Source organism: Bradyrhizobium sp. CCGB01, assembly GCF_024199795.1.
GTDB lineage: Bacteria > Pseudomonadota > Alphaproteobacteria > Rhizobiales > Xanthobacteraceae > Bradyrhizobium.
On the sequence record NZ_JANADK010000001.1, the window covers coordinates 7,458,463 to 7,484,593 of the forward strand.

General features: G+C 64.1%; 27 protein-coding genes. 16 read left to right on the plus strand and 11 right to left on the minus strand.

Annotated elements, in window-relative coordinates:
• Positions 1–80: 80 nt before the first annotated feature.
• From NLM25_RS35110 to NLM25_RS35130, 5 genes are all read left to right on the plus strand, one after another.
• Complete coding sequence (locus NLM25_RS35110) at positions 81–260, plus strand: hypothetical protein (RefSeq protein WP_254139919.1); 180 nt, start codon at positions 81–83, stop codon at positions 258–260.
• 88 nt (positions 261–348) lie between these two features.
• A complete protein-coding gene (locus tag NLM25_RS35115) occupies positions 349–1,665 on the plus strand; it encodes an ABC transporter substrate-binding protein (protein ID WP_254139920.1) in 1,317 nt (438 codons plus the stop codon).
• Positions 1,666–1,730: 65 nt separating this feature from the next.
• Entirely contained in the window at positions 1,731–2,666 is a 936-nt protein-coding gene (locus NLM25_RS35120) for a carbohydrate ABC transporter permease (RefSeq protein WP_254139921.1), read from the plus strand.
• 3 nt (positions 2,667–2,669) lie between these two features.
• The gene (locus NLM25_RS35125) at positions 2,670–3,521 is read left to right on the plus strand and encodes a carbohydrate ABC transporter permease (RefSeq protein WP_028147670.1); all 852 of its coding nucleotides are present in this window, start codon (positions 2,670–2,672) and stop codon (positions 3,519–3,521) included.
• A gap of 75 nt (positions 3,522–3,596) precedes the next feature.
• Positions 3,597–4,688, plus strand: coding sequence for an ABC transporter ATP-binding protein (locus NLM25_RS35130; RefSeq protein WP_254122427.1), 1,092 nt, complete (start codon positions 3,597–3,599; stop codon positions 4,686–4,688).
• Between the two features lie 128 nt (positions 4,689–4,816).
• On the opposite strand, the gene NLM25_RS35135 is transcribed toward NLM25_RS35130, so the two are convergent.
• From NLM25_RS35135 to NLM25_RS35145, 3 genes are all read right to left on the minus strand, one after another.
• Entirely contained in the window at positions 4,817–5,176 is a 360-nt protein-coding gene (locus tag NLM25_RS35135; RefSeq protein WP_254139922.1) for a hypothetical protein, read from the minus strand.
• 98 nt (positions 5,177–5,274) lie between these two features.
• Positions 5,275–6,597, minus strand: a complete 1,323-nt coding sequence (locus NLM25_RS35140; RefSeq protein WP_254139923.1) for a Spy/CpxP family protein refolding chaperone — start codon at positions 6,595–6,597, stop codon at positions 5,275–5,277.
• 103 nt (positions 6,598–6,700) lie between these two features.
• Positions 6,701–8,125 carry an FAD-binding oxidoreductase gene (locus NLM25_RS35145; RefSeq protein ID WP_254139924.1) on the minus strand — a complete coding sequence of 475 codons (1,425 nt, stop codon included), beginning with the start codon at positions 8,123–8,125 and terminating at the stop codon, positions 6,701–6,703.
• An 84-nt stretch (positions 8,126–8,209) separates the two neighbouring features.
• On the opposite strand from NLM25_RS35145, the gene NLM25_RS35150 reads away from it, so the two are divergent.
• Positions 8,210–8,704 (plus strand): thioesterase family protein, encoded by a 495-nt coding sequence (locus NLM25_RS35150; protein WP_254139925.1) that lies wholly within the window; start codon positions 8,210–8,212, stop codon positions 8,702–8,704.
• 155 nt (positions 8,705–8,859) lie between these two features.
• Here the strand turns inward: NLM25_RS35150 and NLM25_RS35155 are convergent, their stop codons facing one another.
• The gene (locus NLM25_RS35155; protein WP_018319670.1) at positions 8,860–9,033 is read right to left on the minus strand and encodes a DUF1328 domain-containing protein; all 174 of its coding nucleotides are present in this window, start codon (positions 9,031–9,033) and stop codon (positions 8,860–8,862) included.
• 239 nt (positions 9,034–9,272) lie between these two features.
• Between NLM25_RS35155 and NLM25_RS35160 the strand changes: the two genes are divergently transcribed.
• From NLM25_RS35160 to NLM25_RS35190, 7 genes are all read left to right on the plus strand, one after another.
• Positions 9,273–11,900, plus strand: a complete 2,628-nt coding sequence (locus NLM25_RS35160; protein WP_254139926.1) for an ATP-dependent helicase — start codon at positions 9,273–9,275, stop codon at positions 11,898–11,900.
• An 8-nt stretch (positions 11,901–11,908) separates the two neighbouring features.
• Positions 11,909–12,196 carry a type II toxin-antitoxin system HicB family antitoxin gene (locus NLM25_RS35165; RefSeq protein ID WP_254139927.1) on the plus strand — a complete coding sequence of 96 codons (288 nt, stop codon included), beginning with the start codon at positions 11,909–11,911 and terminating at the stop codon, positions 12,194–12,196.
• Between the two features lie 88 nt (positions 12,197–12,284).
• Entirely contained in the window at positions 12,285–12,701 is a 417-nt protein-coding gene (locus NLM25_RS35170; RefSeq protein ID WP_028145495.1) for a hypothetical protein, read from the plus strand.
• Positions 12,701–13,357 carry an OmpA family protein gene (locus NLM25_RS35175; protein WP_254139928.1) on the plus strand — a complete coding sequence of 219 codons (657 nt, stop codon included), beginning with the start codon at positions 12,701–12,703 and terminating at the stop codon, positions 13,355–13,357. The genes NLM25_RS35170 and NLM25_RS35175 overlap by 1 nt, the downstream gene beginning before the upstream one ends.
• Positions 13,358–13,510: 153 nt before the next feature.
• Positions 13,511–14,047: a DUF962 domain-containing protein gene (locus tag NLM25_RS35180; protein ID WP_254139929.1), complete on the plus strand. Its 537-nt coding sequence runs from the start codon at positions 13,511–13,513 to the stop codon at positions 14,045–14,047.
• A 29-nt stretch (positions 14,048–14,076) separates the two neighbouring features.
• Positions 14,077–15,108, plus strand: coding sequence for an NAD-dependent epimerase/dehydratase family protein (locus NLM25_RS35185; protein WP_254139930.1), 1,032 nt, complete (start codon positions 14,077–14,079; stop codon positions 15,106–15,108).
• Between the two features lie 27 nt (positions 15,109–15,135).
• Complete coding sequence (locus NLM25_RS35190) at positions 15,136–15,762, plus strand: isoprenylcysteine carboxylmethyltransferase family protein (RefSeq protein WP_254122439.1); 627 nt, start codon at positions 15,136–15,138, stop codon at positions 15,760–15,762.
• Between the two features lie 1,110 nt (positions 15,763–16,872).
• Here NLM25_RS35190 and NLM25_RS35195 read toward each other — a convergent pair.
• The 3 genes from NLM25_RS35195 to NLM25_RS35205 form a co-directional block, all read right to left on the minus strand.
• On the minus strand, positions 16,873–17,079 hold the full coding sequence (locus NLM25_RS35195) for a DUF2934 domain-containing protein (RefSeq protein ID WP_254122440.1): 207 nt from the start codon (positions 17,077–17,079) through the stop codon (positions 16,873–16,875).
• A gap of 280 nt (positions 17,080–17,359) precedes the next feature.
• Positions 17,360–17,566 (minus strand): hypothetical protein, encoded by a 207-nt coding sequence (locus tag NLM25_RS35200; RefSeq protein ID WP_254122441.1) that lies wholly within the window; start codon positions 17,564–17,566, stop codon positions 17,360–17,362.
• A 319-nt stretch (positions 17,567–17,885) separates the two neighbouring features.
• Positions 17,886–18,410 carry a hypothetical protein gene (locus NLM25_RS35205; RefSeq protein ID WP_254122442.1) on the minus strand — a complete coding sequence of 175 codons (525 nt, stop codon included), beginning with the start codon at positions 18,408–18,410 and terminating at the stop codon, positions 17,886–17,888.
• A gap of 511 nt (positions 18,411–18,921) precedes the next feature.
• On the opposite strand from NLM25_RS35205, the gene NLM25_RS35210 reads away from it, so the two are divergent.
• Complete coding sequence (locus NLM25_RS35210) at positions 18,922–20,226, plus strand: sorbosone dehydrogenase family protein (protein WP_254139931.1); 1,305 nt, start codon at positions 18,922–18,924, stop codon at positions 20,224–20,226.
• Positions 20,227–20,229: 3 nt separating this feature from the next.
• On the opposite strand, the gene NLM25_RS35215 is transcribed toward NLM25_RS35210, so the two are convergent.
• Positions 20,230–21,054, minus strand: coding sequence for an aspartate dehydrogenase (locus tag NLM25_RS35215; protein ID WP_254139932.1), 825 nt, complete (start codon positions 21,052–21,054; stop codon positions 20,230–20,232).
• 38 nt (positions 21,055–21,092) lie between these two features.
• On the minus strand, positions 21,093–22,010 hold the full coding sequence (locus NLM25_RS35220) for a LysR family transcriptional regulator (protein ID WP_254139933.1): 918 nt from the start codon (positions 22,008–22,010) through the stop codon (positions 21,093–21,095).
• Positions 22,011–22,165: 155 nt separating this feature from the next.
• Here NLM25_RS35220 and NLM25_RS35225 point away from each other — a divergent pair, with 155 nt between their 5' ends.
• Both NLM25_RS35225 and NLM25_RS35230 read left to right on the plus strand, forming a co-directional pair.
• A complete protein-coding gene (locus NLM25_RS35225; RefSeq protein ID WP_254139934.1) occupies positions 22,166–23,464 on the plus strand; it encodes an MFS transporter in 1,299 nt (432 codons plus the stop codon).
• A gap of 21 nt (positions 23,465–23,485) precedes the next feature.
• Entirely contained in the window at positions 23,486–24,559 is a 1,074-nt protein-coding gene (locus tag NLM25_RS35230) for a tartrate dehydrogenase (RefSeq protein WP_254139935.1), read from the plus strand.
• Between the two features lie 87 nt (positions 24,560–24,646).
• On the opposite strand, the gene NLM25_RS35235 is transcribed toward NLM25_RS35230, so the two are convergent.
• Positions 24,647–25,495 carry a tetratricopeptide repeat protein gene (locus tag NLM25_RS35235; RefSeq protein ID WP_309143635.1) on the minus strand — a complete coding sequence of 283 codons (849 nt, stop codon included), beginning with the start codon at positions 25,493–25,495 and terminating at the stop codon, positions 24,647–24,649.
• A gap of 95 nt (positions 25,496–25,590) precedes the next feature.
• Positions 25,591–26,097 carry a FecR family protein gene (locus tag NLM25_RS35240; RefSeq protein ID WP_254139937.1) on the minus strand — a complete coding sequence of 169 codons (507 nt, stop codon included), beginning with the start codon at positions 26,095–26,097 and terminating at the stop codon, positions 25,591–25,593.
• Positions 26,098–26,131: the final 34 nt, after the last annotated feature.

The following is a 26,131-nucleotide window of genomic DNA, read 5'->3' on the forward strand; positions in this document are numbered from 1 at the left end:
CGCTTGGCCGCGGCTATACCGTCGCTGCGCGGGAGGGATCGTTATGACGGTAGGATTCAAGTCCTGGCTGCAGCGCCGACATGATCCAGGCCGCCGGTCGTATCGCCGTTACGATTGGGAGCGATGCGATCGCGCCGCTGCCTCGCGAAGAACGCACCCTGGTTCGCGGCGAACTCGCCACCCCAGCGCTGCCAGTGAAACACCACCGAATGATCATCGAGCCCATGCATTGCGTAGGCATCAACGCGCGCATGCGTTGAACCACGGAGGCGCAATGGACTGAAAGCACCCAAGCCGGCGCAAGACTGGCCGCAGAGCATCAACTCGGACACATCGAGGGAGGGATGCATGACGACAGTAACCCGACGTAACGTCCTCAAGGGCGGTACCGCGCTTGCAGGCGGCATGGCCGGAATCCTGGCGGTTGGTAGGGCGCCCGCGTATGCGCAAGCCGCCACGGTACACTGGCTACGCTGGACCGACTTCGTTCCGGCGTCAGATCAGCTGCTGCGTAACGAAATCGCCAAGGAGTGCGAGAAAGCGATCGGCATAAAGCTCAATATCGAGACCATCAACGCCAACGATATCCAAGCCCGCGTCACCTCGGCGATCCAGTCCGGGTCTGGCCCCGACATCGTCTGCGTCCTCAATAATTGGGGGCAACTTTACGGCGAAAGCGTCGTAGACGTCAGCGACATCGCTGAAGCACTCGGCAAGAGCCAGGGCGGCTTCTACGAAACATCCCGCGCTGTCGCCAATGACGGCAAGAAATGGATTGGAGTGCCGTGGTGCATCGTCGGCCTGCAGATCGCGTACCGAAAGTCCTGGTTTGCCGAGATCGGCTACGCGGACGGAAAATTTCCTCAGACGTGGGAAGAGTATCGCGAGGCCGGCAAGAAGCTGAAGGCGAAGGGACGACCCATCGGCCAAACGCTGGGTCACACCTTCGGCGATGCCCCCGCCTTCGCCTACCCCTATTTGTGGTCCTGGGGCGGCAAGGAGGTCGAGGCAGACGGCAAGACGGTTGTGCTGAACAGCCCGGCAACGGTCGAGTCGGTGAAGTTCATGGTAGCCTTCTGGAAGGATGCCCACGATGAAGGCGGGCTCGCCTGGGACGATTCCAACAACAACCGCGCTTTTCTGTCCGGGACATGCAGCGCCACGCTCAATGGCGCCTCGATCTACATCGAGACTCTGCGCAAGCCGGATACCTACAAGACGGAGGCCGCCGCGCCACTGAAGGACGACATCCTGCATGCCGCGCTGCCCAAGGGCCCCGGCGGACAGTTCAGTTATCACGTCCCGTTCTCGAACCTCCTGATGGGGTATTCCAAGAACCAGGATGCGGCGAAGAAATTCCTTGGCTGGATTCACTCCAAGGACGTCTACGACAAGTGGTTCGTCTCCCAGAAGGGCTTCTCGGTCGGCCCGACCACGGATTGGGAAAAGCACAAGCTCTGGGGCGACGACCCGATCATGCTGCCCTACAAGCAAGCCGCGCGCACAGGGCGCTTCGCTGGCTACGAGGGACCCTCTACCCGCAGGGCAGCCGAGGTCGTGACCAAGTACGTCATCGTCGATATGTACGCAAAGGCCGTCCAAGGCATGCCCCCCGAGGATGCCGTGAAGTGGGCGGAAGCTGAGCTCAGGAAGGTCTACGTCTGAGGATAAAATGCCCCCCTCATATTTTTCGAGGGGTGGCGGAATCTTCCGGCCGACGAGGATCGAACATGGCGATAAGCGCGGTTTCCGACACCACGCTCCGCGAGACGCCCCCTCCCCGGCGACAGCGTTTGCTCGAGGACGAGCGCTGGCTGGCGTTCGTGCTGTTGGTACCGACCATCGTGCTGCTCGGCATGTTCATCGCCTATCCCTTCATGCGAGGGATACTGCTGTCGGTCACCAGCTCGCGCGTCGGTATTCCCGGCGACTTCGTCGGCCTCGCCAACTTCTACAAGATCTTCAATGACGGGATCTTTCGCACCGCCGTTTACAATACCTTCCTCTATACGGGCGTGACCACCGTCTTCAAGCTGGGACTCGGGCTGTGGCTGGCCATGCTGCTCAACCGTAATTTCCGCGGCAAGGCTTTTACCCGTGCCTTCATCCTGCTGCCATTCATTATTCCGACCGTGCTCTCGACTTTCGCCTGGAAGTGGATGTTCGACCCGACGTTCAGCGTTCTCAATTGGCTCCTCTACCATCTCGGCTTGATCACGGGGCGGATCAATTGGCTGGGCGATCCGGACCTCGCGATGATCTCGATTATCATCGTCAACATCTGGCGCGGGGTGCCGTTCTTCGCCATCAGCTTGCTCGCCGGCCTGCAGACCATCAGTCCCGAACTCAACGAGGCCGCCGCCATCGACGGTGCCAAGCCGTGGCAGCGGTTCTGGCACATCACCTGGCCGCTGCTGTTGCCCGTGACCATGGTCGTGATGCTGTTCTCGGTGATTCAGACGTTCGCCGATTTCCAGATTGTCTATGTGATGACGGGCGGCGGGCCGGCCAACGCAACGCACCTGTTCGCCACCTACGCCTATCAGATCGGCGTCGGCACAGGCCTCCTAAGCGAGGGCGCCGCCATCTCGCTCGCCATGTTTCCGGTCCTGTTTCTGGTCGTCGTCATGCAGCTTCTCTACATCCGCCGCGTGGAGGTTCGCTGAGCCATGATCGAAGGCGCAAGGTGGCGAAAGTGGGTGTTCTTCTACGTCCCTATGACGTTGTTCCTGCTTTTCCTGCTGTTCCCGTTTTACTGGATGGTGATCACCTCGGTGCGGCCGGACGGCGAGCTTTACCGCCCCTGGAATTCGAGCAACTACAATCCGTTCTGGACCTGGAAACCGACCTGGGACCATGTCAGGTACCTGTTCGAGGAGACGCTGTTCGCATCGTGGCTGTGGAACACGACGTTCATCGCGCTCGCATCAACCGCCATCTCGCTCGTGTGCGGTGTGTTCGCCGGCTATGCTCTGTCGCGGCTGAACTTTCCATTTGCCGGCAGCCTGGGCACCGCCATCTTCATTACCTATCTGGTGCCTCAGACGCTGCTGTTCATTCCGCTGGCAGAGATCATACGCAACTATCGGCTGGGTGACACGCCTTGGTCATTGATCCTGACCTATCCAACTTTTCTTATTCCATTCTGCACCTGGATCATGATGGGCTACTTCAAGGCGGTACCCAAGGAGCTCGAGGAATGCGCGCGCATTGACGGCGCCTCGCGCTGGCAAGCGATGCTCTACATCGTCATCCCGGTGGCGATCCCGGGCATCCTCTCGGCCGGCATCTTTGCTTTCACGCTGTCCTGGAATGAGTTCATCTATGCGCTCGTCTTCCTGTCCTCGCCAGAGCAGAAGACTGTGCCGGTCGGCGTCACATCGGAGCTGATCCGTGGCGATGTATTCTACTGGGGGCCGCTGATGGCTGGGGCCCTGCTTGGATCGATACCAGTCGCCATCGCATACTCGTTTTTCGTCGAGCACTACGTCGCGGGACTGACCGGATCGGTGAAGGGCTGACAGCACCACGGTCAAGGGAATTCGAAAGCGCGCATGCAGACTGCGCATAGACCCTTGGGAGGCAGGTGGAAGCGAATGGGCCAGGTCGTCCTCAAGGGGATCAACAAGTTCTTTGACAACGTGCACGCTGTCAAAGACGTCAATCTTCAGATCCGCGACAAAGAGTTCATGGTGTTCGTCGGCCCCTCTGGCTGTGGCAAGACGACGACGCTCAGGATGATCGCCGGGCTCGAAGCGATCAGTTCCGGCGATATCTCCATCGACGGCAACGTGGTCAATGAATTGGCGCCCATGGACCGCGACATCGCCATGGTGTTCCAGAATTATGCCTTGTACCCGCATATGACCGTGTACGACAACATGGCGTTCGGCCTGAAGATGCGCAAATTCGAGAAACCCGAGATTGACAAGCGCGTGGTGGAGGCAGCTGACGTGCTCGGCATTGGTGAATTGCTAACGCGCAGGCCACGCCAGCTCTCAGGCGGTCAGCGCCAGCGCGTGGCGTTAGGCCGTGCTATCGTGCGCCACCCCCGCGTGTTCCTGTTCGACGAGCCGCTGTCGAACCTCGATGCCAAGCTGCGGGTGCAGATGCGCGTTGAGCTGAAAAAGCTACATCTGCGTCTCGGCACCACAGCCATTTACGTTACTCACGATCAGGTCGAGGCTATGACGCTGGGTGACCGGGTCGTCGTCATGAGAGACGGCGTGGTGCAGCAAGTGGGGGAGCCGCTCGAACTCTACAATCATCCCTCCAACAAGTTCGTCGCCGGCTTCATAGGCTCCCCAGCCATGAATTTCGCGGCCGTTACGGTGACCGAGGCGAACGGATCGCTGATTGCCGAGAACTCCGGCCTGCGCATCAAGCTGCCGGACGAGACCGCGCAGCGGCTGCGCGGCCGTATCGGGCGCAAGGTCATGCTCGGCGTGCGGCCGGAGGACCTCACCGTGGCGGGTAGCGCTGATCTCGGCCACCCATGCTTCGATGCTGTGATTGAGGTGGTCGAGCAACTCGGCTCGGAAATCCTGCTCGATATGAAGGTCGGCGAGAGTATCATGGTGGCGAGCGTCGAGCCGACCGCGAGGGTGAGGGTGGGCGACAAGCTGCGCGTTGCCATGCGGCCTTCCCGGCTTCATGTTTTCGACGCGCAGACCGAGGCGGCCATCTGACGCCAGCAGAGGATCAATTCCACCGGTGAGCGGGAATTCGCCTTCCTGTCACCGGCTTCGATGACGCCCGGAGAGCGCGATGGCACTTGGCTCGTTGCCGGGCATACCGGATTTACGAGTACACGCCCCTAGGCCAGCGTGGGATGGTCCCGCTGCACGGTCTCACGGATCCAGCTGGCATGGATCGCCCGAAACAGGATCTGCGCGGTCTTGATGTCGTCCGCCCTCATGCAGAGATCGACGATGCGATGGACGGCGGCGTCGCGCATCAATCCATCCGAGATCTTCATCGCGATTTCCATCGCCACCTTGGCCGCGCGCTCGTACCGCTCGCTTTCGCGCGTGTCGTTGCGCGCCGAACCTGCCGCGCTGACGGCTGCGGCGTCACAGATCGCGCGGATGCGCTCGGCGGCCTCGATGTCGCCGAGCGGGCCCTGAGGGGGCTCGTCCCAAACATCCGCCGGCTTCGGCCTCGCAAACCACTTCATCGTCCCCCCACCCGTGGTCTTCAAGACGCGCGCACAATATTGGACAAGATCGAGATCGGCGATCCGGTTTTTTCCGCCATGCCTGGCTTGCCGCGCGCTCAGGACGTGCGCCTCGGCCCGATGGCCTCGAACTGCGCCTTCTGCTCGTCATTCAGCGTGGCGTAGAAATCCTCCAGCGCCGCGCGAACCGATTTGACGCCGTTCAGCATCACATCGAGCCGCTTGCGGATCGCGACCATGCGCGCCGGCGGCGTCATCACGTCGTTGGGCTGACAGGCCGCCTTGAGCGATGCGCTGACCTTGGCGCTGGTATCCTGGAGCACCTGCAGCGCAGCGCGCTGGGTGTCGTCGGGGTGAAGCCTCGCCTCGATGTCGGCGCCGGGCCAATCGAGTGCGGCAGATGCTCCGCAAGTCTGGACCAGCGATCCACCGGCATTGCTGGAAGCCGTCGCGCGGCGCTGATCCTCGGCCAGCGCATTGAAGCGCGCCTTCTGCTCGTCGGTGAGCGAGCCATAGAATTTATCCAGTGCGGGCTGAACGAGATCGACGGCTTTCTCCATCGCCTCGACGCGCTGCTGCATCGCCGCGAGCCGACCGGGCGCCGTCGCCGCGACCTGCACCGGACAGGACGCGCGGATCAGCCCTGCGGCGTCGATCGAGGCATTGCCGAGATCGTCGAGGCTTGCGCCTTGCGCGTCCGTCGGCTGCACGGCGGCTGCGATCTGGTCGATCGGCAGACCGACGATGTCGCGGCGGTCGCTGCCGCAGAGCTGATCGAGCGCGACGCCTCGCGCTTGCCGTCGTCCTTGCGAACGTTGCGGCAGATAGGCCGAGAGGCCGTCATAGCCATAGGGCCCGAAGATGCCGGCATAGATGTCCGGATAGCCGTAGCCCCAGAAGCCGAGGCCGTCGCCCCAGATCGTGTAGTCGTAGAGGTCGTTATAGGCGAACGGCCAGAACAGCGGCCCGACCCAGCCGTAGCCGCCGCCCGTATGTTGCCACCATCCGCTGCTTGCGCCATGCCAGCCGGCGAGCGCGGCAGCGGCCGCGATCTGCGCCCGCACCCCCGGATTGCTCATCAGCCGGCCGTTGCGGAAGGCGGCGGAGTGCGCGTTGAGGGCATTGCGGAAATGCGCGGGACGGACGCCGGCATTGCGGATCTGACCGAAGTTCGGGCCACCACGTCGGGCGCCGGCTGCGAACCGCCCGCCATGATGCCCGCCGCCATGCGCGTGTCCGAAGCCATGATGGCCAAAATGGCCACCGCCGTGATGACCACCTCCGTGATGACCACCACCGCCGTGATGGCCACCGCCATGCCCGCCACCATGGCCGCCACCGTGCCCGCCCTTGCCCAGAGCCGTACCGGCCAGCATGCAGGCAAGCGCCATCACGGCAATTCCAACGATCGGTCGCAACATCGCATCCTCCCGCAAAGCCGCGCCAATAAGGCATCGGAAATTGTCGGGAATTGGAACCAGCCCGGCTGCCGAAAGTTCCGCAACCGCGACGCGGCAGGCCACGCTAGCCTTCCGGCACGATCTTGCCGGGATTGAAGATGTTGAGCGGATCGAGCGCTTTCTTCAGCGCCCGCATCGCGTCGAGCGCTTCGGGTCCGAGTTCCGCCTTGAGATATTTCTGCTTGCCCTGGCCGATGCCGTGCTCGCCGGTGCAGGTGCCGTCCATCGCCTGCGCGCGCTCGACCAGGCGATGCATGAACTCCTCGCCGCGCGCCATCTCGCCGGCATCGTTGGTGTCGCAGACCAGCGAGCAGTGGAAATTGCCGTCGCCGACATGGCCGACGATCGGCGACAGCAAATTGAGGCGCTTGAGGTCTTCCTCGGTCTCGCTGACGCAATCGGCGAGCCGCGAGATCGGCACGCAGACGTCGGTTGCAACCACGCCGATGCTGTCGCCGGGCCGCAGCGCCTTCACCGACCAATAAGCATCGTGCCGCGCCTGCCACAGTTTCGTGCGATCCTCCGGCTTGGTGGTCCAGGAGAAGTCGCCGCCGCCACAGTCCTTGGCGATCTCACCGAAGGCCTTGGACTGCTCGCCGACCTCGACCTCGCTGCCGTGGAATTCCATCAGCAGCAGCGGCGTCTCCGGCAACGTCAGCTTCGAATAGGCGTTGCAGGCTTTCACCTGCGCGGCGTTGAGCAGTTCGATGCGCGCCACGGGAATGCCGGTCTGGATCGCCAGGATGACGGCCTGACAGGCCCCGTGCACGGTCTCGAACGACACCGCGCCGGCCGCGATCGTATCGGGGATGCCGCGGAGGCGAATGGTCAGCTCGGAGATGATGCCGAGCGTGCCTTCGGCGCCGACGAACAGATGCGTCAGGTCGTAGCCGGCGGATGATTTCTTGGCGCGCGTGCCTGTGGTGATGATCTCGCCGTCGCCGCGCACCACCTTCAGCGCCAGCACGCTGTCGCGCATGGTGCCGTAGCGCACCGCATTGGTGCCGGAGGCGCGGGTCGAGGCCATGCCGCCGAGCGAAGCATCCGCGCCGGGGTCGATCGGAAAGAACAGGCCCTGGTCGCGCAGATGCTCGTTCAGCGCCTTGCGGGTGACGCCGGGTTGGATCACGCAATCGAGGTCCTCGGCATGCACCGCGAGCACCTTGTTCATGTCGCGCAGGTCGATCGAGATGCCGCCGGCCGGCGCGTTGACCTGGCCCTCGAGCGAGGTGCCGGTGCCGAAGGGAATGACGGGGACGCCGTTTTTGGCGCAGATCCGCACCACGTCCTGGATGTCGGCGGTCTCCTGCGCCATCACCACGCCATCAGGCGGCTGGTTGACGATCCATGTGGTGGTATGGCCGTGCTGCTCGCGCACGGCCTGCGAGGTGATGAGGCGGTTGCCGAAGCGTGCGGCAAGCTGCTCCAGCGCGCTTGCGAGGGCTTTCGGCTCCGGCCGCGGCGGATTATTGGTGATGGTCGTACCCACGGACATTCCTCCCGACAGAAGAACCGTGGCAAAGGACATCTCACCGGTCAAGTCAAGCGACCGGACGCATAGCAGGAAGGACACATGCCGGAGACCGCCGCTGCCGAACCGTTCCGCGCCTCGATCATGCAGATCGAGCCGCAATGGATCGACTATAACGGCCACCTCAACATGGCCTATTACAACGTGATGTTCGACCGCGCGATCGACCAGATGTGGTTACAGCTCGGGATCGGGCCGGGCTACATGAAGGAGCGGGGCGGCTCGACCTTCACTGCCGAATGCCATGTGCGGTATTTGCGCGAAATCCACCTCGGCGATCCCGTGCAGGTGTCGGTCTGGCTGCTCGAAGCCGACGACAAGCGGCTGCACACGTTCCAGGAGTTGCGGCACGCGACCGAAGGCTGGCTATCGGCGACCTCGGAAAACATGTCGCTTCACATCGACATGGGATCGCGAAAGGTGGCGGCCTTTCCGCCGGATATCCGGCAGCGCATTGCGGCCGTCGTCGGGACCCACAGCGCCGTGCCGCGGCCCGAGGGCATCGGCCGGAACGTGGCGATGCCCCCGAAGCGGTAGTGCATGATCCACTTCAACGCCTCATCCTGAGGAGCCCGCGAAGCGGGCGTCTCGAAGGATGCAAGGCCACAGTCGGGCCTTCATGGTTCTCTAGGCGGTGCGAAGCATCGTCCGGGAGACGCGCTTCGCGCTCCTCACCATGAGGGACTGATACGCTATACCCTGTTGCGGCCGCGGGCGAGGCCGACCACGGCCGAGACCAGGAACAGTACGACCGCGATGAAGAAGATGATCTTGGCGATCTCGATCGAGGCGCCGGCGATGCCGCCGAAGCCCAGAATGCCGGCGATCAGTGCGATAACCAGAAACGTCACAACCCAGCCTAGCATGGTCAAATCCTCGTCTTGATGTCTGTTCTTGCGTCGGCGCGGCTGCCGCGCCACCTGCCCAGACAATCTCGACGCGGGAACGATGGTTCCGGCACGTAGAACGGTGAAATTCGCGCTTCTCGCTGGAACAAATCGGCCCGCCGCGCACGTGGAAAACCCCGCCCCGGCGCCCCATATAGGCACCAATCCCTGTTAAGAAGGCTCCCTCCCGCCACCCCGCGGTGCCAACGTGGGGCCAAATGATTCGCATGACCGAGCCGAGCAAGATCACGTCCCAGAGCGTCCCCGACCACCAGCCCGCGGCCGGCGGCATCGCCGCGCGTGCGCGCGCCTCGGTGGGCCCGAAATATCTGTCGGGGCTCAATCCCGAGCAGCGCGAGGCCGTGGAGACGCTGGACGGCCCGGTTCTGGTGCTGGCCGGCGCCGGCACCGGCAAGACGCGTGTGCTGACCACGCGCATCGCCCACATCCTCAGCCAGGGTCGCGCCCGCCCCGCCGAGATCCTGTCGGTGACCTTCACCAACAAGGCCGCGCGCGAGATGAAGCACCGGCTCGGCCAGATGCTCGGCCACGCGGTCGAAGGCATGCCGTGGCTCGGCACCTTCCACTCCATCGGCGGCCGCATCCTGCGCACCCATGCCGAGCTGGCGCAGCTCAAGTCGAACTTCACCGTGCTCGACACCGATGATCAGGTTCGTCTGCTCAAGCAGCTGCTGCAGGCCGACAACATCGACGACAAGCGCTGGCCGGCGCGCATGCTGGCCGGCCTGATCGACGGCTGGAAGAACCGCGGCCTGACGCCCTCGCAGGTGCCGTCCGGCGAAGCCGCCGTCTTCGCCAACGGCAAGGGCGGCAAGCTCTATGCGAGCTACCAGGAGCGGCTGAAGATTTTGAACGCCGCCGATTTCGGCGATCTGCTGCTGGAAGACATCCGCATCTTCCGCGAGCATCCGGATATCTTGCGGCAATACCAGCAGCGCTTCAAATTCATCCTGGTCGACGAATATCAGGACACCAACGTCGCGCAGTATCTGTGGCTGCGGCTGCTGTCGCAGGCGCCGGCCTCTCCGTCCTTCGCCTCTCCCCGCTTGCGGGGAGAGGCCGACGCGCTCGGCAGCGCAATTGCGCGCCAGAGCGCGGCGGGTGAGGGGGACTCTCCAAGCACCGAGCTCGCCGAGACTCCCCCTCACCCCGACCCTCTCCCCGCAAGCGGGGCGAGGGAGCAGAAGGGTCCCACCAAAAACATCTGCTGCGTCGGCGACGACGACCAGTCGATCTATGGCTGGCGGGGCGCCGAGGTCGACAACATCCTGCGCTTCGACCACGATTTTCCCGGCGCCAAGGTGATCCGCCTCGAGCGCAACTACCGTTCGACCGGCCACATCCTTGCCGCCGCCTCGCATCTGATCGCGCATAACGAAGGCCGGCTCGGCAAGACGCTGCGCACCGAGGACCATGACGGCGAGAAGGTCACGGTGACGGGCTCGTGGGATTCAGAAGAGGAAGCCCGCGGCATCGGCGAGGAGATCGAGCAGATCCAGCGCAAGGGCGAAAAGCTCAACGAGGTCGCGATCCTGGTGCGCGCGTCCTACCAGATGCGCGAGTTCGAAGACCGCTTCGTCACGCTCGGCCTGCCCTATCGCGTGATCGGCGGCCCGCGCTTCTACGAACGCGCCGAAATCCGCGACGCACTGGCTTATCTGCGCGTCATCAATTCGCCAGCCGACGACCTCGCCTTCGAGCGCATCGTCAACGTGCCCAAGCGCGGCCTTGGCGACGCCACCGTGCAGATGCTGCACGACCACGCCCGCAAGCGCCGCATTCCGCTGTTCGAGGCGGCACGCGCGGTGGTCGAGACCGACGAGCTGAAGCCGAAGGCGCGCGGGTCCTTGCGCGACGTCGTCGCCCAGTTCGACCGCTGGCGCGCCCAGCGCGAGGTCACCGCGCACACGGACCTTGCCCAGATCGTGCTCGACGAGAGCGGCTATACCGAGATGTGGCAGAAGGACCGTTCGGCGGACGCCGCGGGCCGGCTGGAAAACCTCAAGGAGCTGGTGCGCTCGATGGAGGAGTTCGAGAACCTGCAAGGGTTTCTGGAGCACATCTCGCTGGTGATGGACCGCGATAGCGGGGCCGACGAGGACGCGGTATCGCTGATGACTCTGCACTCGGCCAAGGGGCTCGAATTCGACAACGTGTTCCTGCCCGGCTGGGAGGAAGGCCTGTTCCCGAGCCAGCGCACGCTGGACGAACAGGGCCGCGCGGGGCTGGAAGAAGAGCGCCGGCTCGGCCATGTCGGCCTGACCAGGGCACGGCGCCGCGCGATGATCTATTTCGCGACCAACCGCCGGATCCATGGCACCTGGTCGACCACGATCCCGTCGCGCTTCCTCGACGAATTGCCGGCCGCCAATGTCGAGATCACGGAATCCAAGGGCGGCTCGGCCTGGGGCGGCACCGGCGGCTATGGCGCCTCGCGTTTCGACGACATGGAGGCGTTCGGCTCGACCTATTCGACGCCGGGCTGGCAGCGCGCCCAGGCCAACCGTAATCGTGGTGGCGGCCGCAGCGGCGGCGGCGACAGAAGCGGTGGTTTCGAGGAAGAAGGCTCGACATTCTCGTCTTCCTCATCATCCGGACCCGATTTCGGCAGCTTCTCCTCGCGCCGCCGCGGTCCGCTGACGATCGAGGGCGAGCTGGTCGCGAAATCCACCGGGACGACGTCAGAATTCTCACTCTCCGACCGGGTCTTCCACCAGAAATTCGGCTACGGCCGCGTCACCAAGATCGACGGCAACAAGCTCACCATCGCCTTCGACAAGGCCGGCGAGAAGAAGGTCGTGGACAGCTTTGTGCAACGGGCCTGAGGCCCGATATGGCTCAGTACGTTGCCATCATCGAGGACGCGGACCCGGACGACGCCGTCAGCTTGTGGTTTCCCGACCTGCCCGGCTGCATTTCCGGCGGCGACGATCTCGACGAGGCCCTGGAGAGTGCGCCCGAGGCACTCGCGTTCTATGCGCAGGAGCTGATCGCGGACGGCCGCCAGCTTCCCCCGCCGCGGACGCTGGACCAGCTCAAGGCCGATCCTGAATTTGCCGACGACCTCAGCAAACACACGGTCGCCCTGATCGAATGGCCTCCCCTCGCCGACACCGAGTGAGGACTGTTCGCCGCACTGGCCGACCGTTCGACGGTTCTGGTCCGAACAGCCCTTGACCACCGCGAACTTCCCCGTATCAGATGCACCCATGGTCCGGGGCTCCATCACACTGATCTTGCTGGCATTGGGGATGCCGTCGCTTGCGGCGGCGGAGACCATGAGCTTTGGCGATTCGATCGGGCTGCTGGCCAAGAGCTGCGGTGCGGAAATCGTCGCCAATTGCCGCGGCGTCAACCCGGACTCGACCCGCCTGAAGGAGTGCCTGTCGCGCAACCGCGACGTGCTCTCCCAGCAATGCGCGAGCGACTATCTCGGCGCCTTCGACGCCATCCAGAAGCGCGTCGCCGCGCGCGTCACGGTGGCGAATGCCTGTCAGCGCGAGATCGTCAAGGTCTGCGGCGGCTCGACCAAGGAGACCAGCAAGTCGATTCCCTGCCTGGTCTCGACGCCCAAGGGCATCAGCAACAACTGCCTGAAGGCCGTCGACGACGCGGGGTATCGCTGATGCGCGTGTCCAGAATTGCCGTCACGCTCAGCCTGGCCCTGCTCGCGAGCGCAGCAAGCGCGCAGACGGCGGCGCCGACCCGCGACGACATCGTCGGCAAGCTCAACCATTTCGAGCAGGCCGCCGAGGTCGATCTTCCCGCGCTCAAGCAGCAGGTGATGGAGCGTGCCAAGGCCAGGATCAAGAACGATCCCGGTCCGGTGAACCGGCCGCTCATCGCGCCTGACCTGGCCAACCTGCCCGCCTTCAACGCGCAAATCCAGTTCGACGCCGACACGCCGATCATCCAGCCCGCCTCCTACCAGACCGTCGGCCGCATCGCGGACGCGCTGGTTCATTCGTCGCTGCTGCCCTACACCTTCCTGATCGTCGGCCATGTCGAATCAAATTCGAAGACGCGCGAGGCCAACGCGATCCTGAGCCAGCGCCGCGCCGACGCGATCCGCGACGTGCTGGTGAACACGTTCAAGATCTCGACCAAGCGGCTGCATCCGATCGGCCTCGGCGAGGAGCAGTTTCTCGACCGGGCCAAGCCGACCTCGGCCGCCAACGGCCAACTGCAAATCCTGACCTACGCAAAGCTGCCGGAGGAGGCGCCCGCGCATCCGGCCGCGGCGCCTGCACCTGCGGCGAAAAAGCCCGCCAAGAAGCGCTGAGCGGGAGCGCTTCGGCAGCCGGCGGAACCCCTTGAAGTCCTGACCGTTTTGCAACCTGTCGGAAGCGCAACAGCCATGCTTTGCGCGACACGCGGGCCGGTTTGTGCACTGCCCTATCAGGTGCTATAGCCTGTTCTCGCCCTTCCCGACCCCATGCTGCACGAGACCGAGATGGCCAGTTATTTTCAACGCCAACTGGCCGACTACGTCGAATATCATCGCGATCCCTGGAACTGCGCGATGCACGTGGTCGGTATCCTCCTGCTCTTCACCGGCGCCGTGCTGCCGCTGACCCTCGTGCATTTCCCCGTCTTCGGGATCGAGGTGAGCCTGGCGGTGATTCTGGCCCTGCCGGTGCTGGCGTACTGGCTGATGCTGGACGCCGGGGTCGGGCTCGGCATCCTCGCCGCGATGATCGTGCTGCTTTCGGTCGCAACCGCGATCGGCAATCAGGTCTCGATCGTCATGATGTGGTCGATTTTTGCGGTGCTGATCGGCATTGGCGTCGCGGCGCAGATCGTGGGCCACAAGGTTTTCGAGGAACGGCAGCCGTCGATGGTCGACCACCCCACGCATTTCCTGCTTGGACCGATGTTTGTCATGGCGAAATTATTCATTGCATTGGGCTTCCGTCGCGACCTTGCCGCGATTCTGGCGCCTCTTCCGACCAATTCCCTTTCAACCCGATAGCTCTAGAAGCGAAACAGCAAACCTTCTGCATGGCTCTCGTACTGGTTACCGGTGGCAGCGGCTTCATCGGACATCATCTCGTAGAAGCGCTCCGCGCCCGTGGGCAGCGGGTGCGGGTTCTCGATGTTCGTCCGCCGGCCGCGGCGAACGCCGACGTTGAACATGTGCACGGTTCGGTGCTCGACGCCGCCGCCGTCGATGCGGCGGTCGCGGGCGTCGATCAGGTCTATCACCTCGCCGGCCTGCCCGGCATGTGGGTCGCCAACAAGCAGGACTTCCACGACGTCAATTGCCGCGGCACCGAGGTCGTGCTCGCAGCCGCGATGAAGCGCGGCGTGTCGCGCTTCCTGCACTGCTCGACGGAATCGATCCTGTTCCGCTATTCCAACCTCAATGGCGTTGCCGCCGAAGAGGCGCTGCAGCCGGCCGATGCTATGCCCGGCGCCTATACGCGCTCGAAGTCACTCGCCGAGCATCACGCCGCGAAGGCCGCGGCCGCGGGCTTCCCGCTCGTGATCGGCACGCCGACCATGCCGATCGGCGCAGCCGACCACAATCTGACGCCGCCGACGGCGATGCTCTGGTACTTCCTCCAGAAGAAGGTGCAGCCGCATCTCAACTTCCTGGTCAACCTCGTCGACGTGCGCGATGTCGCGATGGGCCTCGTGCTGACCATGGAGCGCGGCCGCCTCGGCCAGCGCTACATCCTCGGCGGCGATTGCGTTCCGCTCGGCAACATCCTGCGGATGATGTCGGCAATGAGCGGCCGCCGCCAGTTCCCGGTCGTCGTGCCCGGCAAGATCGCCGAGCTGTCCGCGATCATGCTCGAATCCATCTCCGATCGCATCACGCGCCGGCCGCCCAACGGCACCGCCGAGGGTGTGCGCATCGCACTGGCCGCAAGCGACCTCTCGATCGGCAAGGCGCGCACCGAGCTCGGCTACTCGCCGCGCCCGATCGAACCCGTGCTGCGTGAAACCATCACCCATCTGCTCGCCCGCAATGGCCAGCAGCCCTCCGGCGCCATCAAGCATCACGCGCTCTCCTCGCGCGCGGGCTAAGGCCGCCGCCTAACGCAAAGAACCTTCATGTCCTTCGATTTCAGCAAGCTTCTCTCCGTGGCCTGGGGTGGCTGGACCACGACCTGGCCGACCGAACTTCTGGCCCTGATCTGGGTCGCCTTTCTCGCCAGCTGGGTCGGCGCCTCGTTCTGGCAGGGACGGACGCAGAAGCAGGTCATGACGCTGGAGTCGCAGCAATATCGCCTGCCGATCCTGGTCGGCGGCATCCTGTACACGCCTTTTATTGCGGAGATCCTGGGCTTGAAGCCCCTCTGGGTGCTCGGCAACACCGGCATCGCCATCGCCGCGCTGCTCTCGGTCGCCGGCATCGCCTTCGCCTGGTGGGGCCGGCTGCATCTCGGAAAATTCTGGTCCAACACCATCACCCACAAGGAAGACCATCGCGTCATCGATACCGGACCCTACGGTTTCGTGCGGCACCCGATCTACACCGGGTTGATCTTCGGCATGCTGGTGACCGGCGTTGCGATCGGCCTGGTGACGACGATCCTCGGCGCCATCCTGATCTCGCTCGGCATGTGGCAGAAGGGCCGGATGGAAGAGGTGTTCCTGTCCAAGGAGCTCGGCGAAGACGCCTACGGCGCCTATTGCCGCCGGGTGCCGATGATCATTCCGTTTTTGTCGCCGCGCTGAAGCGTCCCGAAGGCGCAGTCCCTGCCGTCCGCTTTCTCTGCACGACGTTACTGCTAGTGTGGGACTTGCGCTCGATCCAAGCGCTTGCTTGTCATCCAAGCAAGCGACAATACGAAATATCTCGCCGGACGAGAGCAGATCTGCGAGGGCATCCGCCTAGCCGGGGTGCCAGAGGAGCGATGTCCGTAAACTGACAACACTGCGGAGAGCCTATCATGCAGTTGTCAAAGGTCGCTGCGTTGGCGCTTGTTGCTAGCTGTCCAAGCCTACTGTCCGTATCTCGGGCGGGGGCCGCTTCTGAATGCTCAATCTCAGGGACACTAGCGGATTGGGGCGAGAACTCGACGGCCGACATTGACCTCACGTCCGGTGGAAGTTGCCAATTTCCGATCAAGATGCGCGGCACCTTGAGTAGCGCGGACATCTCTCAAAAGCCGTCACACGGCAAGCTGAAAAGGCTCAACCTGTCTACGTTCGAGTACAAGACGAAGGCCAAATATAAGGGGAGCGATACTTTTGCCGTCAGAGCAACGGGTCAGGGCCCGACGGCTTCCGGCACGTCGGTAATCACTGTGCACGCGACGATCAAATAGCGTTCCGCGCATCGATCGCGTGGTGAACGCGTAAGCGACAGCCACGCGATGTCTCGCGCCAATGGCAACACAATGAGAAGGGACCATCGGAGCGACCGATGGTCCCAAACGCTTCAAAGGTTCTTCGTTAGCAAAAGCTTTGCTGTGTCTTGCCAAGTTTGGCTGCGAGCAGACTTGGCGGGCTGCCTGCAGGGTTGATGCTCGCTTTACGCTGGCCTTCTGGACCCTGGCCTCTTTGACGCTGGCCTTACGGACACTGGTCCCGTCGGACACTGGTTGCCATCGGCTCTGGTCAGGTCGGCGCTCGTCGCTCTCGGCGCTGGATGGTGCGAGAAACCGGCTCGATCAACCAATGCCAATTGAACTGCCACCCCAACAAATAGTCCAGGTCTTGTTGTCTGTTCCTCTCGAAGAAGTTTGGGTTAGCGAGGCTGCCAATTCCCGCATCGTTGGATGAACGACAACCGGCAGTCCGCCGACCGGATTGCGAATGGCGCAGGTCCTCGCGCTGGACCAGTCAGCGCGAGTTTTGCTTTTTCGGGGATCGCGCCCTCCTGGCGGGTTTTGTCACTGCAATGTCAGCGGCGGCAGGGCTTGCAACTGACGCCGCGAGAATTTCGTATTGAGCATGCATCCAATGGACTTCCGCCTTTCCGTCGGGTTGACCATCGGCGACCCAGAGGTGGTAGGCGCGCTCGCGAATTGCCTCTTCCAGATTTGGCATGGGATTTTCCTTGCGAATGATCCGCCCGGCCCCGGCCAAAAGACTTGCTCTCGTAGGGTTAATGAAATCTTAACGGGGAAGCGGAAAGCCAAGCGTCGCGCGGGTACGACAAAACGGCGGTCGGCGCTGCGAGAAATCTCGGCAGCCCTCGTGGAGGCCGGTCGCAACGAACGGTAATCCGCATGCGGCTACCGGCATCAAGCTCATGCTTACAGAAAGGCGACGGGACCGTGCACTCGCCGCCTCTTTGGGAGGCGCGGGGGCCGCACAGCGAAACTAGTCAGTCGATTGGCGCGAGCCGTTCGTGCCACTGCGCCGCAAGGTTTTTGATCTGCTCGAAATTCAGGATCGCCGGTTCACCCTCGCGGACGATTGTCGTCCGCTTGCGTTCCTTGGGTAGCAACGCCATCGCGCGCGATACTGCCGCGTGCAGTTTCATCGAGCCGTGATTTGTCAGGGTAACGAGCTCTTCCGGGTCAAGGGCCATGGGTCCACGCCTACGCTACCGGCTGGCCCGCAAGCCAGCACACGCGCCCCGAGTGCCCAATTCTCCAGATATCCCAACATGGTTAATAGTTCGTTATCGTCTGGCTCTGTCATTGGAATTTGGCGCGCGCGGGTAACGCAGCGTGTTGTCCCGTAAGGAAAATGAGCCTCTCAGGCTGCACCGGCCCCTCTTTGGGCCGAACCCCATCCCGCCCGATTTCAAATGCTGAATGCGTTGGCTCCCGCCAGGCTCACAGCAGGGTGAGTTCGCCCGCTCCGCGCCTGCCCGCGCACCAGTGAGCCATTGCAGTCGCAATTGGTCAGGCTACCGCTGCCAACGTGCCATCGGCATGCGGGCTTGCGCAAAGCAGACGCTTGCGAATGGCCTCTTCAACGAGCGCGAGCGCTTCCTTGGCTTGTCGCGCTTGAGCTTCCGCAACTTGGGCGCGAAGCTCCACGGCCGTCAGCTTGTCCTTCTGAGCTTCAATGCAGCACTGGGCTTGCTCCAGCGCTCGGCAAGCATCCTGCAACTTACGTTCGGTGGTGACGGTGAGTTCACGCTGCGCCCGCTCCGCGGCTTCCGCTCGCACTTCGGCCAGCCGCAATCTTTCTAAGGCGCTCGTGCAAAGTGATTGGGCACGAGCTTCGGTCTCGCGGGCGTGCTTCTCCATATCGCGGAAGACATCGGCCGCTTGATATACCAGATCGAGAGCTGTTGCTCCCTTGTCTGGTGCCAGCGGTGAGGGAAAGCTCAGGACGCCCTCATCCCCTCCAACTGGCGCTCTGGAACCACGCTGCGCCATGCCGATCAAGCTCATCGCGAACACACATACGAGCAGTATCATGAGTAGGTATGGTTAACGGATGGTTAAACAGTTGCATGCTTGGAGATGTCGCGACTGCGCGCGGCGGGCAAGGCATGCAAAATCAGTCAGCAATGTCCATACCTAGCGGAGGAACAGGGGCTCGCGCCAAAAGCGCTTTCGGCTCCATAAGCGTTCTTCTGCCCGATCGCCGCCGACGGGCGATAGCCGGGACCGCGCATCCTTCGAGGCCTCTGCTTCGCTCCGGCGCCTCAGGATGACGGAGATGGGTTGGCGCGCTTGGACCAGTCCGCCACGAACAGCCCTCGCACCTCCATGCAAATTTGATCGGCTGCCATTCCAAGGGAATAGACGTCCATCGCGTTCCCAGGCGGTTGACCTTTTTACCGCCAACCAGTTGGATGCGCGCGCAACGAGGCACGACGACTAGACATCGTGGATCTGGAGAGGTCGACGATCAGGCCTGAGCCCGCGCGGGGCTTTGGGCGATCCGGTGTTGGACTGTGCCTTAAGGGTTCGACAGGGGCTTCTCATGACTTTTTCCAGCATCTTCGCGCAATTCGTTGCGCTCCTCGGCGGCATCGCGCTGCAATGGCGGAAGCTCTCGGGCACCGTGCCCGCGCCGGCCTGGGGCCAGACGCCCGCCATTCCCGAGGCGAAACCACAAGGCGCCATCCCGACCCTGAAGATGCCGACGGCGCGCGGCTGGAGCGAGGGGCAGAAGCCGACGGTCGCCTCCGGGCTCAAGGTCAATGCGTTCGCGGCCGGGCTCGACCATCCGCGCTGGATCGAGGTGCTGCCGAATGGCGACGTGCTGATCGCGGAGGCGACGCAGATCGCCGGCGCGCCGAGATCGGTGTTTCACTATGCGATGCAGGCGACGATGCGGCGCGCCGCGGCGCTCGGCGTGTCCGCCAACCGCATCACGCTGCTGCGCGACAAGGACGGCGACGGCGTCGCGGAGCATCGCGGCGCGTTCATGGAAAACCTCAGCCAGCCGTTCGGCATGGCGCTGGTCGGCGACACCTTCTATGTCGGCAACACCGACGGCGTGATGGCCTTCCCCTATGTCGCGAACGCCGACCGCATCACCGCGCCAGGCAAGCGGCTCACGACGTTCAAGCCGAGCGGCCACTGGACCCGCAGTCTTCTGGCAAGCCAGGACGGCAAGAAGCTGTATGCCGGCGTCGGCTCGCTCAGCAACATCGCCGAGATGGGCATGGAGGTCGAAGAAGGCCGCGCCGCGGTCTACGAGCTCGATCTCACCGCCGGCACGCATCGCATTTTCGGTGCCGGACTGCGCAACCCGGTTGGCCTTGCCTGGGAGCCAACCACGAACGTGCTCTGGACCGTCGTCAACGAGCGCGACGGCCTCGGCGACGAGACGCCGCCGGACTATCTCACCTCGGTGCGCGACGGCGGCTTCTATGGCTGGCCCTATTGCTACTGGGGCAAGACGGTGGACGACCGCGTGCCGCAGGATCCGGCGATGGTCGCCAAGGCGATTCAACCGGACTACGCGCTGGGCGGCCATACCGCCTCGCTCGGCCTGTGCTGGATGCCGGCAGGGACCCTGCCCGGCTTCGGGGACGGCATGGTGATCGGCCAGCACGGCTCGTGGAACCGCAGCAAGCTGTCCGGCTACAAGCTGGTGTTCATTCCGTTCGAGAACGGCCGCCCGTCCGGCCCCGGTCGCGACATCCTGTCGGGCTTCCTGTCCCCGGACGAGAAGGAATCCTACGGCCGTCCGGTCGGCGTCGTGATCGGCCCCGACAAGAAGTCGCTGCTGATGGCAGACGACGTCGGCAACGTGATCTGGCGCGTCACGGGCGCGTAAAAATTACGTCCCGACACACAACGTGGCGCGCTGCTTGCGCAGCAGCGCGATCACGGACAGCGCGGTGATCATGCCGGTCTTGGGATTTTCGGACGGGACGTTCTCGATGCCCATCGAGAACCGCGCGGAATCAGCCTCGACCTCGATGCGATGAACGTTGCGCGTCACGGTGGGATCGGCCCAGACCTGCATCTGGGTGCGATCCGGCCCGATGCCCGCCAGCGACAGCGCAACCGCGACATTGACGTTGGCGGGAAAACCCTTCGCCGCTTCGCGCGCAGATCCTTCGAACAGCTTGAGCGGCTCGCGCAGATTATCGATGTCGATGTTGTTCTCGACGATGAACGGCGCGCCCTTCAAGCCGTCGATCGGCTTGCGCGTGACCATCTTCACCGAATGAATAGTGCCCACGGCGGCGGCGTTGACGGCATCGAGCCCGATCAGCGCGCCGGTTGGAACGATGATGCGGCCGCCATTGGCGCGCGCGAGATCGACGAGATCGAAATTATCGAGCAGCCCGCCGACGCTGACGACGACCGCGGCCTTGCCGCGCTTCACCGCGGGCTCGACGATCGAACGCAGATGATTGCTCGGCGCGCATTCGACCACGATGTCGGCGGCGTCGCCGAGCTGGTCGATCGGCATGATCTGCGGCGGACGGCGCAGACCGCTGATGAACGCCTGATGCTTGGCGAGATCGCGCACCGCGACGGCCGATAGCGTCAACCCCTCGATGCCCTGATCGAGGGCGGTTGCGATCTTGGTGCCGATCGAGCCGAGGCCTGCGATGGCAACCCGCAATTCGTTCGAAGCTTTCTGTCCAGTCATCGCGTCCCACCTTCTCGCCAGGCCAATGTCATAACCGCTCACGCCTCCCGCGCATAGCTGCGCAGGCGCGCCTCCAGCACCGCCAGCATGGCATCGCGGGCCGGATCGCGCGAGCCGCGCAACCATGCCGCCGCGAGCGGCAGCCGGCCGACCGGACCGCTCTGCTTCGGCCGGAGCGGCACGAAGCGCACGCCCGTCACCGCCACCCGCGTGGTCCAGCGCGGCACGATGGCAACGCCGAGCTTGGTTGCGACCAGGTTGATGATGGTCTGCTTTTCGTCGGCGACCTGCACGATGCGCGGAGTCAGCCCGGCCTGCTCGAACAGCTTGATCGTGAGGTCGTGGCTGTGCGGCCGCGAGCGGCGGTCTGGCACCAGCATCGCCTCGTCGGCGATCTGCGCCAGCGTGATCGACTTGCGTTCCGCCAGCGCGTGCCGCTGCGGGAACGCGACGATGGCGGTCTCCTGGAGCAGGTCGCGGAATTCGAGCCGCTTGTCCGGCTGAACCGGCGGGCGGACGAAGGCGAGATCGAGCGCGCCGGTGAGGATCCTCGGCAGCAGCCGGACGGTCTTGTCCTCCAGCAGCTGCACCGCGATATCGGGATGCTTGTCGCGGAAATCGCGCAGCAGTGGCGGCAGAAGTCCGGCCGCCGCGCTGTCGATGGCGCCGACCCGGAGCCGTCGCGCGGCCCCCGCACGCGAGCGGTTGCGCAGATTACTCTCGACGGCCTCGACCTTGGCGAGGATCGCGCGTGCATCGCGTAATAGCGCCGTGCCGTCGTCCGTGAGTGACACCGCCCGCGTCGTCCGCGCGAACAACCGCGTGCCCAGATCCTCCTCCAACAGCCTGATCTGCCGGCCGAGCGCCGAGGGCAGCATCTGGAGCTGCTGCGCCGCATGCCCGAAATGCAGCTGCTCGGCCGCCGCCACGAAGCATCGGAGCTGATGCAATTCCATTCAAGGTCCTTTCGTCTCGACCCGCGAGGATTATATCATTTTTTTGTATAAACCAGCGCCAATTGAGTATGCCTGCTGCCCCCGCCTAGGCTCGCTGCCGGCGTGGACCTCCGGGGTCCGCCGACACAATGAAACCGAATTTCAGGGAGGCCAGGGTGGCGAGCGAGATTCAGACGCGCGTGCTGCGCAAGATCACCTGGCGCATCGTTCCCTTCATCATGCTGCTGTACTTCGTGGCCTTCATCGACCGCGTCAACATCGGGTTCGCCTCGCTGACGATGAACAAGGACATCGGCCTCTCTCCCGCGGTCTACGGTTTCGGCGCCGGCATCTTCTTCTGGGGCTATTTCCTGTTCGAGGTGCCCTCCAACATCATCCTGCACAAGATCGGCGCGCGGATCTGGATCGCGCGGGTGATGATCACCTGGGGCCTCGTGTCGGCGGCGATGGCGTTCGTGCAGGGCGCGACGAGTTTCTACATCCTGCGCTTCCTGCTCGGTGTCGCCGAAGCCGGCTTCTTCCCCGGTATCATCCTCTATCTCTCCTACTGGTTCCCGGCACGCCAGCGCGCCGCGGTGACCGCGCTGTTCATGGCGGCGGCGCCGCTCTCGACCGTGCTGGGCTCGCCGATCTCGGGCGCGCTGCTGGAGATGGACGGCCTGTTCGGCTTCAAGGGCTGGCAGTGGCTGTTCGTGCTGGAGGCGCTGCCGGCCGTGCTGCTCGGCTTCGTCGTGCTGGGCTTCCTGACCGACCGCCCCGAGAAGGCGAAATGGCTCGCGGACGACGAGCGCCGCTGGCTGGTCGAGACCATGAACGTGGAGACCACCAGCAAGGCTGCGACCGCGAGCCACAGCATCTGGCGCGGGCTCGCCGATCCGCGGGTGCTGGCACTGTCGCTGATCTATTTCGGCACCTCGGCCGGCCTCTACACGCTCGGGGTCTGGGCGCCGCAGATCATCAAGCAGTTCGGTCTGTCCTCGCTCCAGGTCGGCTTCCTCAACGCACTGCCGGCAACCGCCGCCGTCGTCGCCATGATCCTGTGGGCGCGACATTCGGACCGGACCGGCGAGCGCACCTGGCATGTCGTGTGGGCCTGCCTGATCGCCGCAGCAGGCCTCGCCTATGCCGGCCTCGCGGCCGGTGTCGTCGCCGTGCTGGTCGCGCTGGCGCTGGTCAATATCGGCATCTCCTCGGCAAAGCCGCCGCTGTGGAGCATGCCGACGCTGTTCCTGTCAGGCCCCGCGGCCGCAGCCGGCATCGCCACCATCAACTCGATCGGCAATCTCGGCGGCTTCGTCGGGCCCGCCATGATCGGCTGGATCAAGGACCAGACCGGCAGCTTCGTCGGCGGTTTGTATTTCGTCAGCGGGCTGCTCGTTCTCTCCGCGGTCCTGACCCTGCTATTGTCGCGCGCGCAGACCGCGCCCGTCGAACCCGTCCCGCAATCCCACTGACATCCCAAACGGAGCATCTTCATGCGCACTCACTCGATCGCAGCCATTCCCGCCGACGGCATCGGCCCCGAGGTCATCTCGGCCGGCGTTCGCGTGCTGGAGGCTCTCGCAAAGCGCAGCGGCGACCTCGCCTTCAGCGTCAAGACCTTCGACTGGGGCTCGGACTATTACAAGAAGCACGGCGTCATGATGCCGGCCGACGGACTTGCCGAGCTCAAGAAGTTCGACGCGATCTATTTCGGCGCGGTCGGCGCGCCTGATGTGCCCGACCACATCACGCTGTGGGGCCTGCGCCTGCCGATCTGCCAGGGCTTTGACCAATACGCCAATGTGCGACCGACCAAGATTTTGCCCGGCGTCGCCTCGCCGCTGCGCAATGTCGGCGTCGGCGATCTCGACTGGGTGATCGTGCGCGAGAACTCGGAAGGCGAATATGCCGGCATGGGCGGCCGCGCCCACAAGGGCCTGCCGGAAGAGGTCGGCACGGAAGTCGCGGTGTTCACCCGCGTCGGCGTGACGCGGATCATGCGTTACGCGTTCCAGCTCGCGCAGTCGCGTCCGCGCAAGCTGCTGACGGTCGTGACCAAGTCGAACGCGCAACGCCATGGCATGGTGATGTGGGACGAGATCGCCGCCGAAGTCGCCGGCGAGTTCCCCGACGTCACCTGGGACAAGATGCTGGTCGACGCCATGACGGTGCGCATGACGCTGCATCCGAAGAGCCTCGACACCATCGTCGCGACCAACCTTCACGCCGATATCCTGTCCGACCTCGCCGGCGCGCTCGCCGGCAGCCTCGGCGTGGCGCCGACCGGCAACATCGATCCGCAGCGCCGCTTCCCCTCGATGTTCGAGCCGATCCACGGTTCGGCCTTCGACATCACCGGCAAGGGCATCGCCAATCCCGTCGCGACGTTCTGGACCGGCGCGCAGATGCTCGAGCATCTCGGCGAGAAGGACGCAGCCGTGCGGCTGATGGCGGCGGTCGAGCGCGTCTGCGCGGCCGGCGTGCTGACGCCCGACGTCGGCGGCAAGGCGACGACGAAGGAAGTCACCGACGCGGTGATCGACGCCATCCACGGCTCGAACGTCTAGCAGGCTCTGGAGAGCAGGCGTCGGAGGGGCATTCGACGCGGGACCGGGGGCTTGACGCAGCGAGCGTCGAGCCCGCCGGCCAGGACGTCACTGCACGCCTCGGCGGGCGAACTCGTCGCCGACCTTGGCCTCGATGAGCCTTGCGGCCGAGACGTCCCGATCGCCGCCCGCTTTGTCACCCTGCCTGAGTTTGGCCAGTCCGCGTCCATAAAGCGCGCCTGCCTGGCCCGGTGCCAGGCGCAACGCCGAATCGTAGTCGTCAATGGCCGCGGCCAGTTGACCCATCTTCAGGCGGATCAGCGCACGTGAGTCGTATGCCGCGGCATCGTTCGGTCCCGACTTGATCGCCCTGTCGCAGTCGTCGAGCCCCGCCTGCAGATCACCGGTGACCGCCCGGGTCCAGCAGCGTCCGCTCCATGCCAGCGTCAAATCCGGATCGAGGCGGATCGCCTCGTCGAAATCCCGCGCGGCCCGATCGTACTGGTTCAATTTCAGGTGGGCCACCGCGCGGTTGGCGAAAGCGCCGGCATAGCCGGGTTTGAGCTTGATTGCCTCATCGAAAGCCTTAATCGCGTCGTCATAGGCTCCTTTCCTCAAATAGGCCACGCCGCGATTATTCACCGGCTTGACGTAACCTGACGCAAGCTCGATCGCGCGATCGAAATCGGCGATCGCACGGTCGTACTCCGCTGCCGCGCTATAAGCGTTGCCACGATTGTTGTAGGCCACAGCCAGCGCGTCCGCCCTGATATCACCCGAATTGATGAGCGCCGCACAGCCGGCGATCCGGACCTGGGCCGGGACGCGGTCCGCACCATTGCACTGCTCAATGTTCTTGAGGCGGCCGCTTTTCTGCGGCTCCTGCGCGGCCACCGGTGAACCGAGCAACAGCAAGACGAGAACAGGCGCGACGCTATCGACGATGGCGGCCCTCATGGTCATGTCCGTGTCAAGCCTCGCTGATGGGCGAACACCGCCCTGGATGCTTCGCATGCCGCGACAGGGACAAGATGCCCGCCTTGAAGATCGCTTCAGCAGCCTCGGCAGATCTTCATCCTGGGACCGGTCTCCTGGGGCTGCCGCGCCGTGGTGGTGCCGTTCTTCTTGAGCAATTTGCTCTTGCCCTCTTCGATGAGCGTCGAAAACTTGACCCCGCCGTCATCCGAAATTTCGATGTGCGGCGTGGTGCCCCGGATTCCCATCGTTGCAACGGGCGTATCGACCTTCATGTCGCCGGTCTTCGCGACCTGGCCGGCAACGAATGTGGCCGTTCCCTTGGTCAGATTGAAAAACGAGGAGTTGGACTTTCCAGCCGGCTCATACACGTACTCGTCCAAAGTCATACGCGCGTTGCTCGACAGGTTGAACGACGAGCCATCGATGAAGTTGATGCTGACGCGGCTGTCCGTCTCGGTTCGCACCACGTCGCGCAGATACACGACATCGCCGGCCTTGGTTTGAGCGGCCTGATCGGGAAGGTTCGCCTGGACGACGACCGCACCGTCGTGCTCGATCGTGACCGACCCCGTGACGGCCACGACCTTTCCGATCGGCTTTGGCGCAACATCCCGA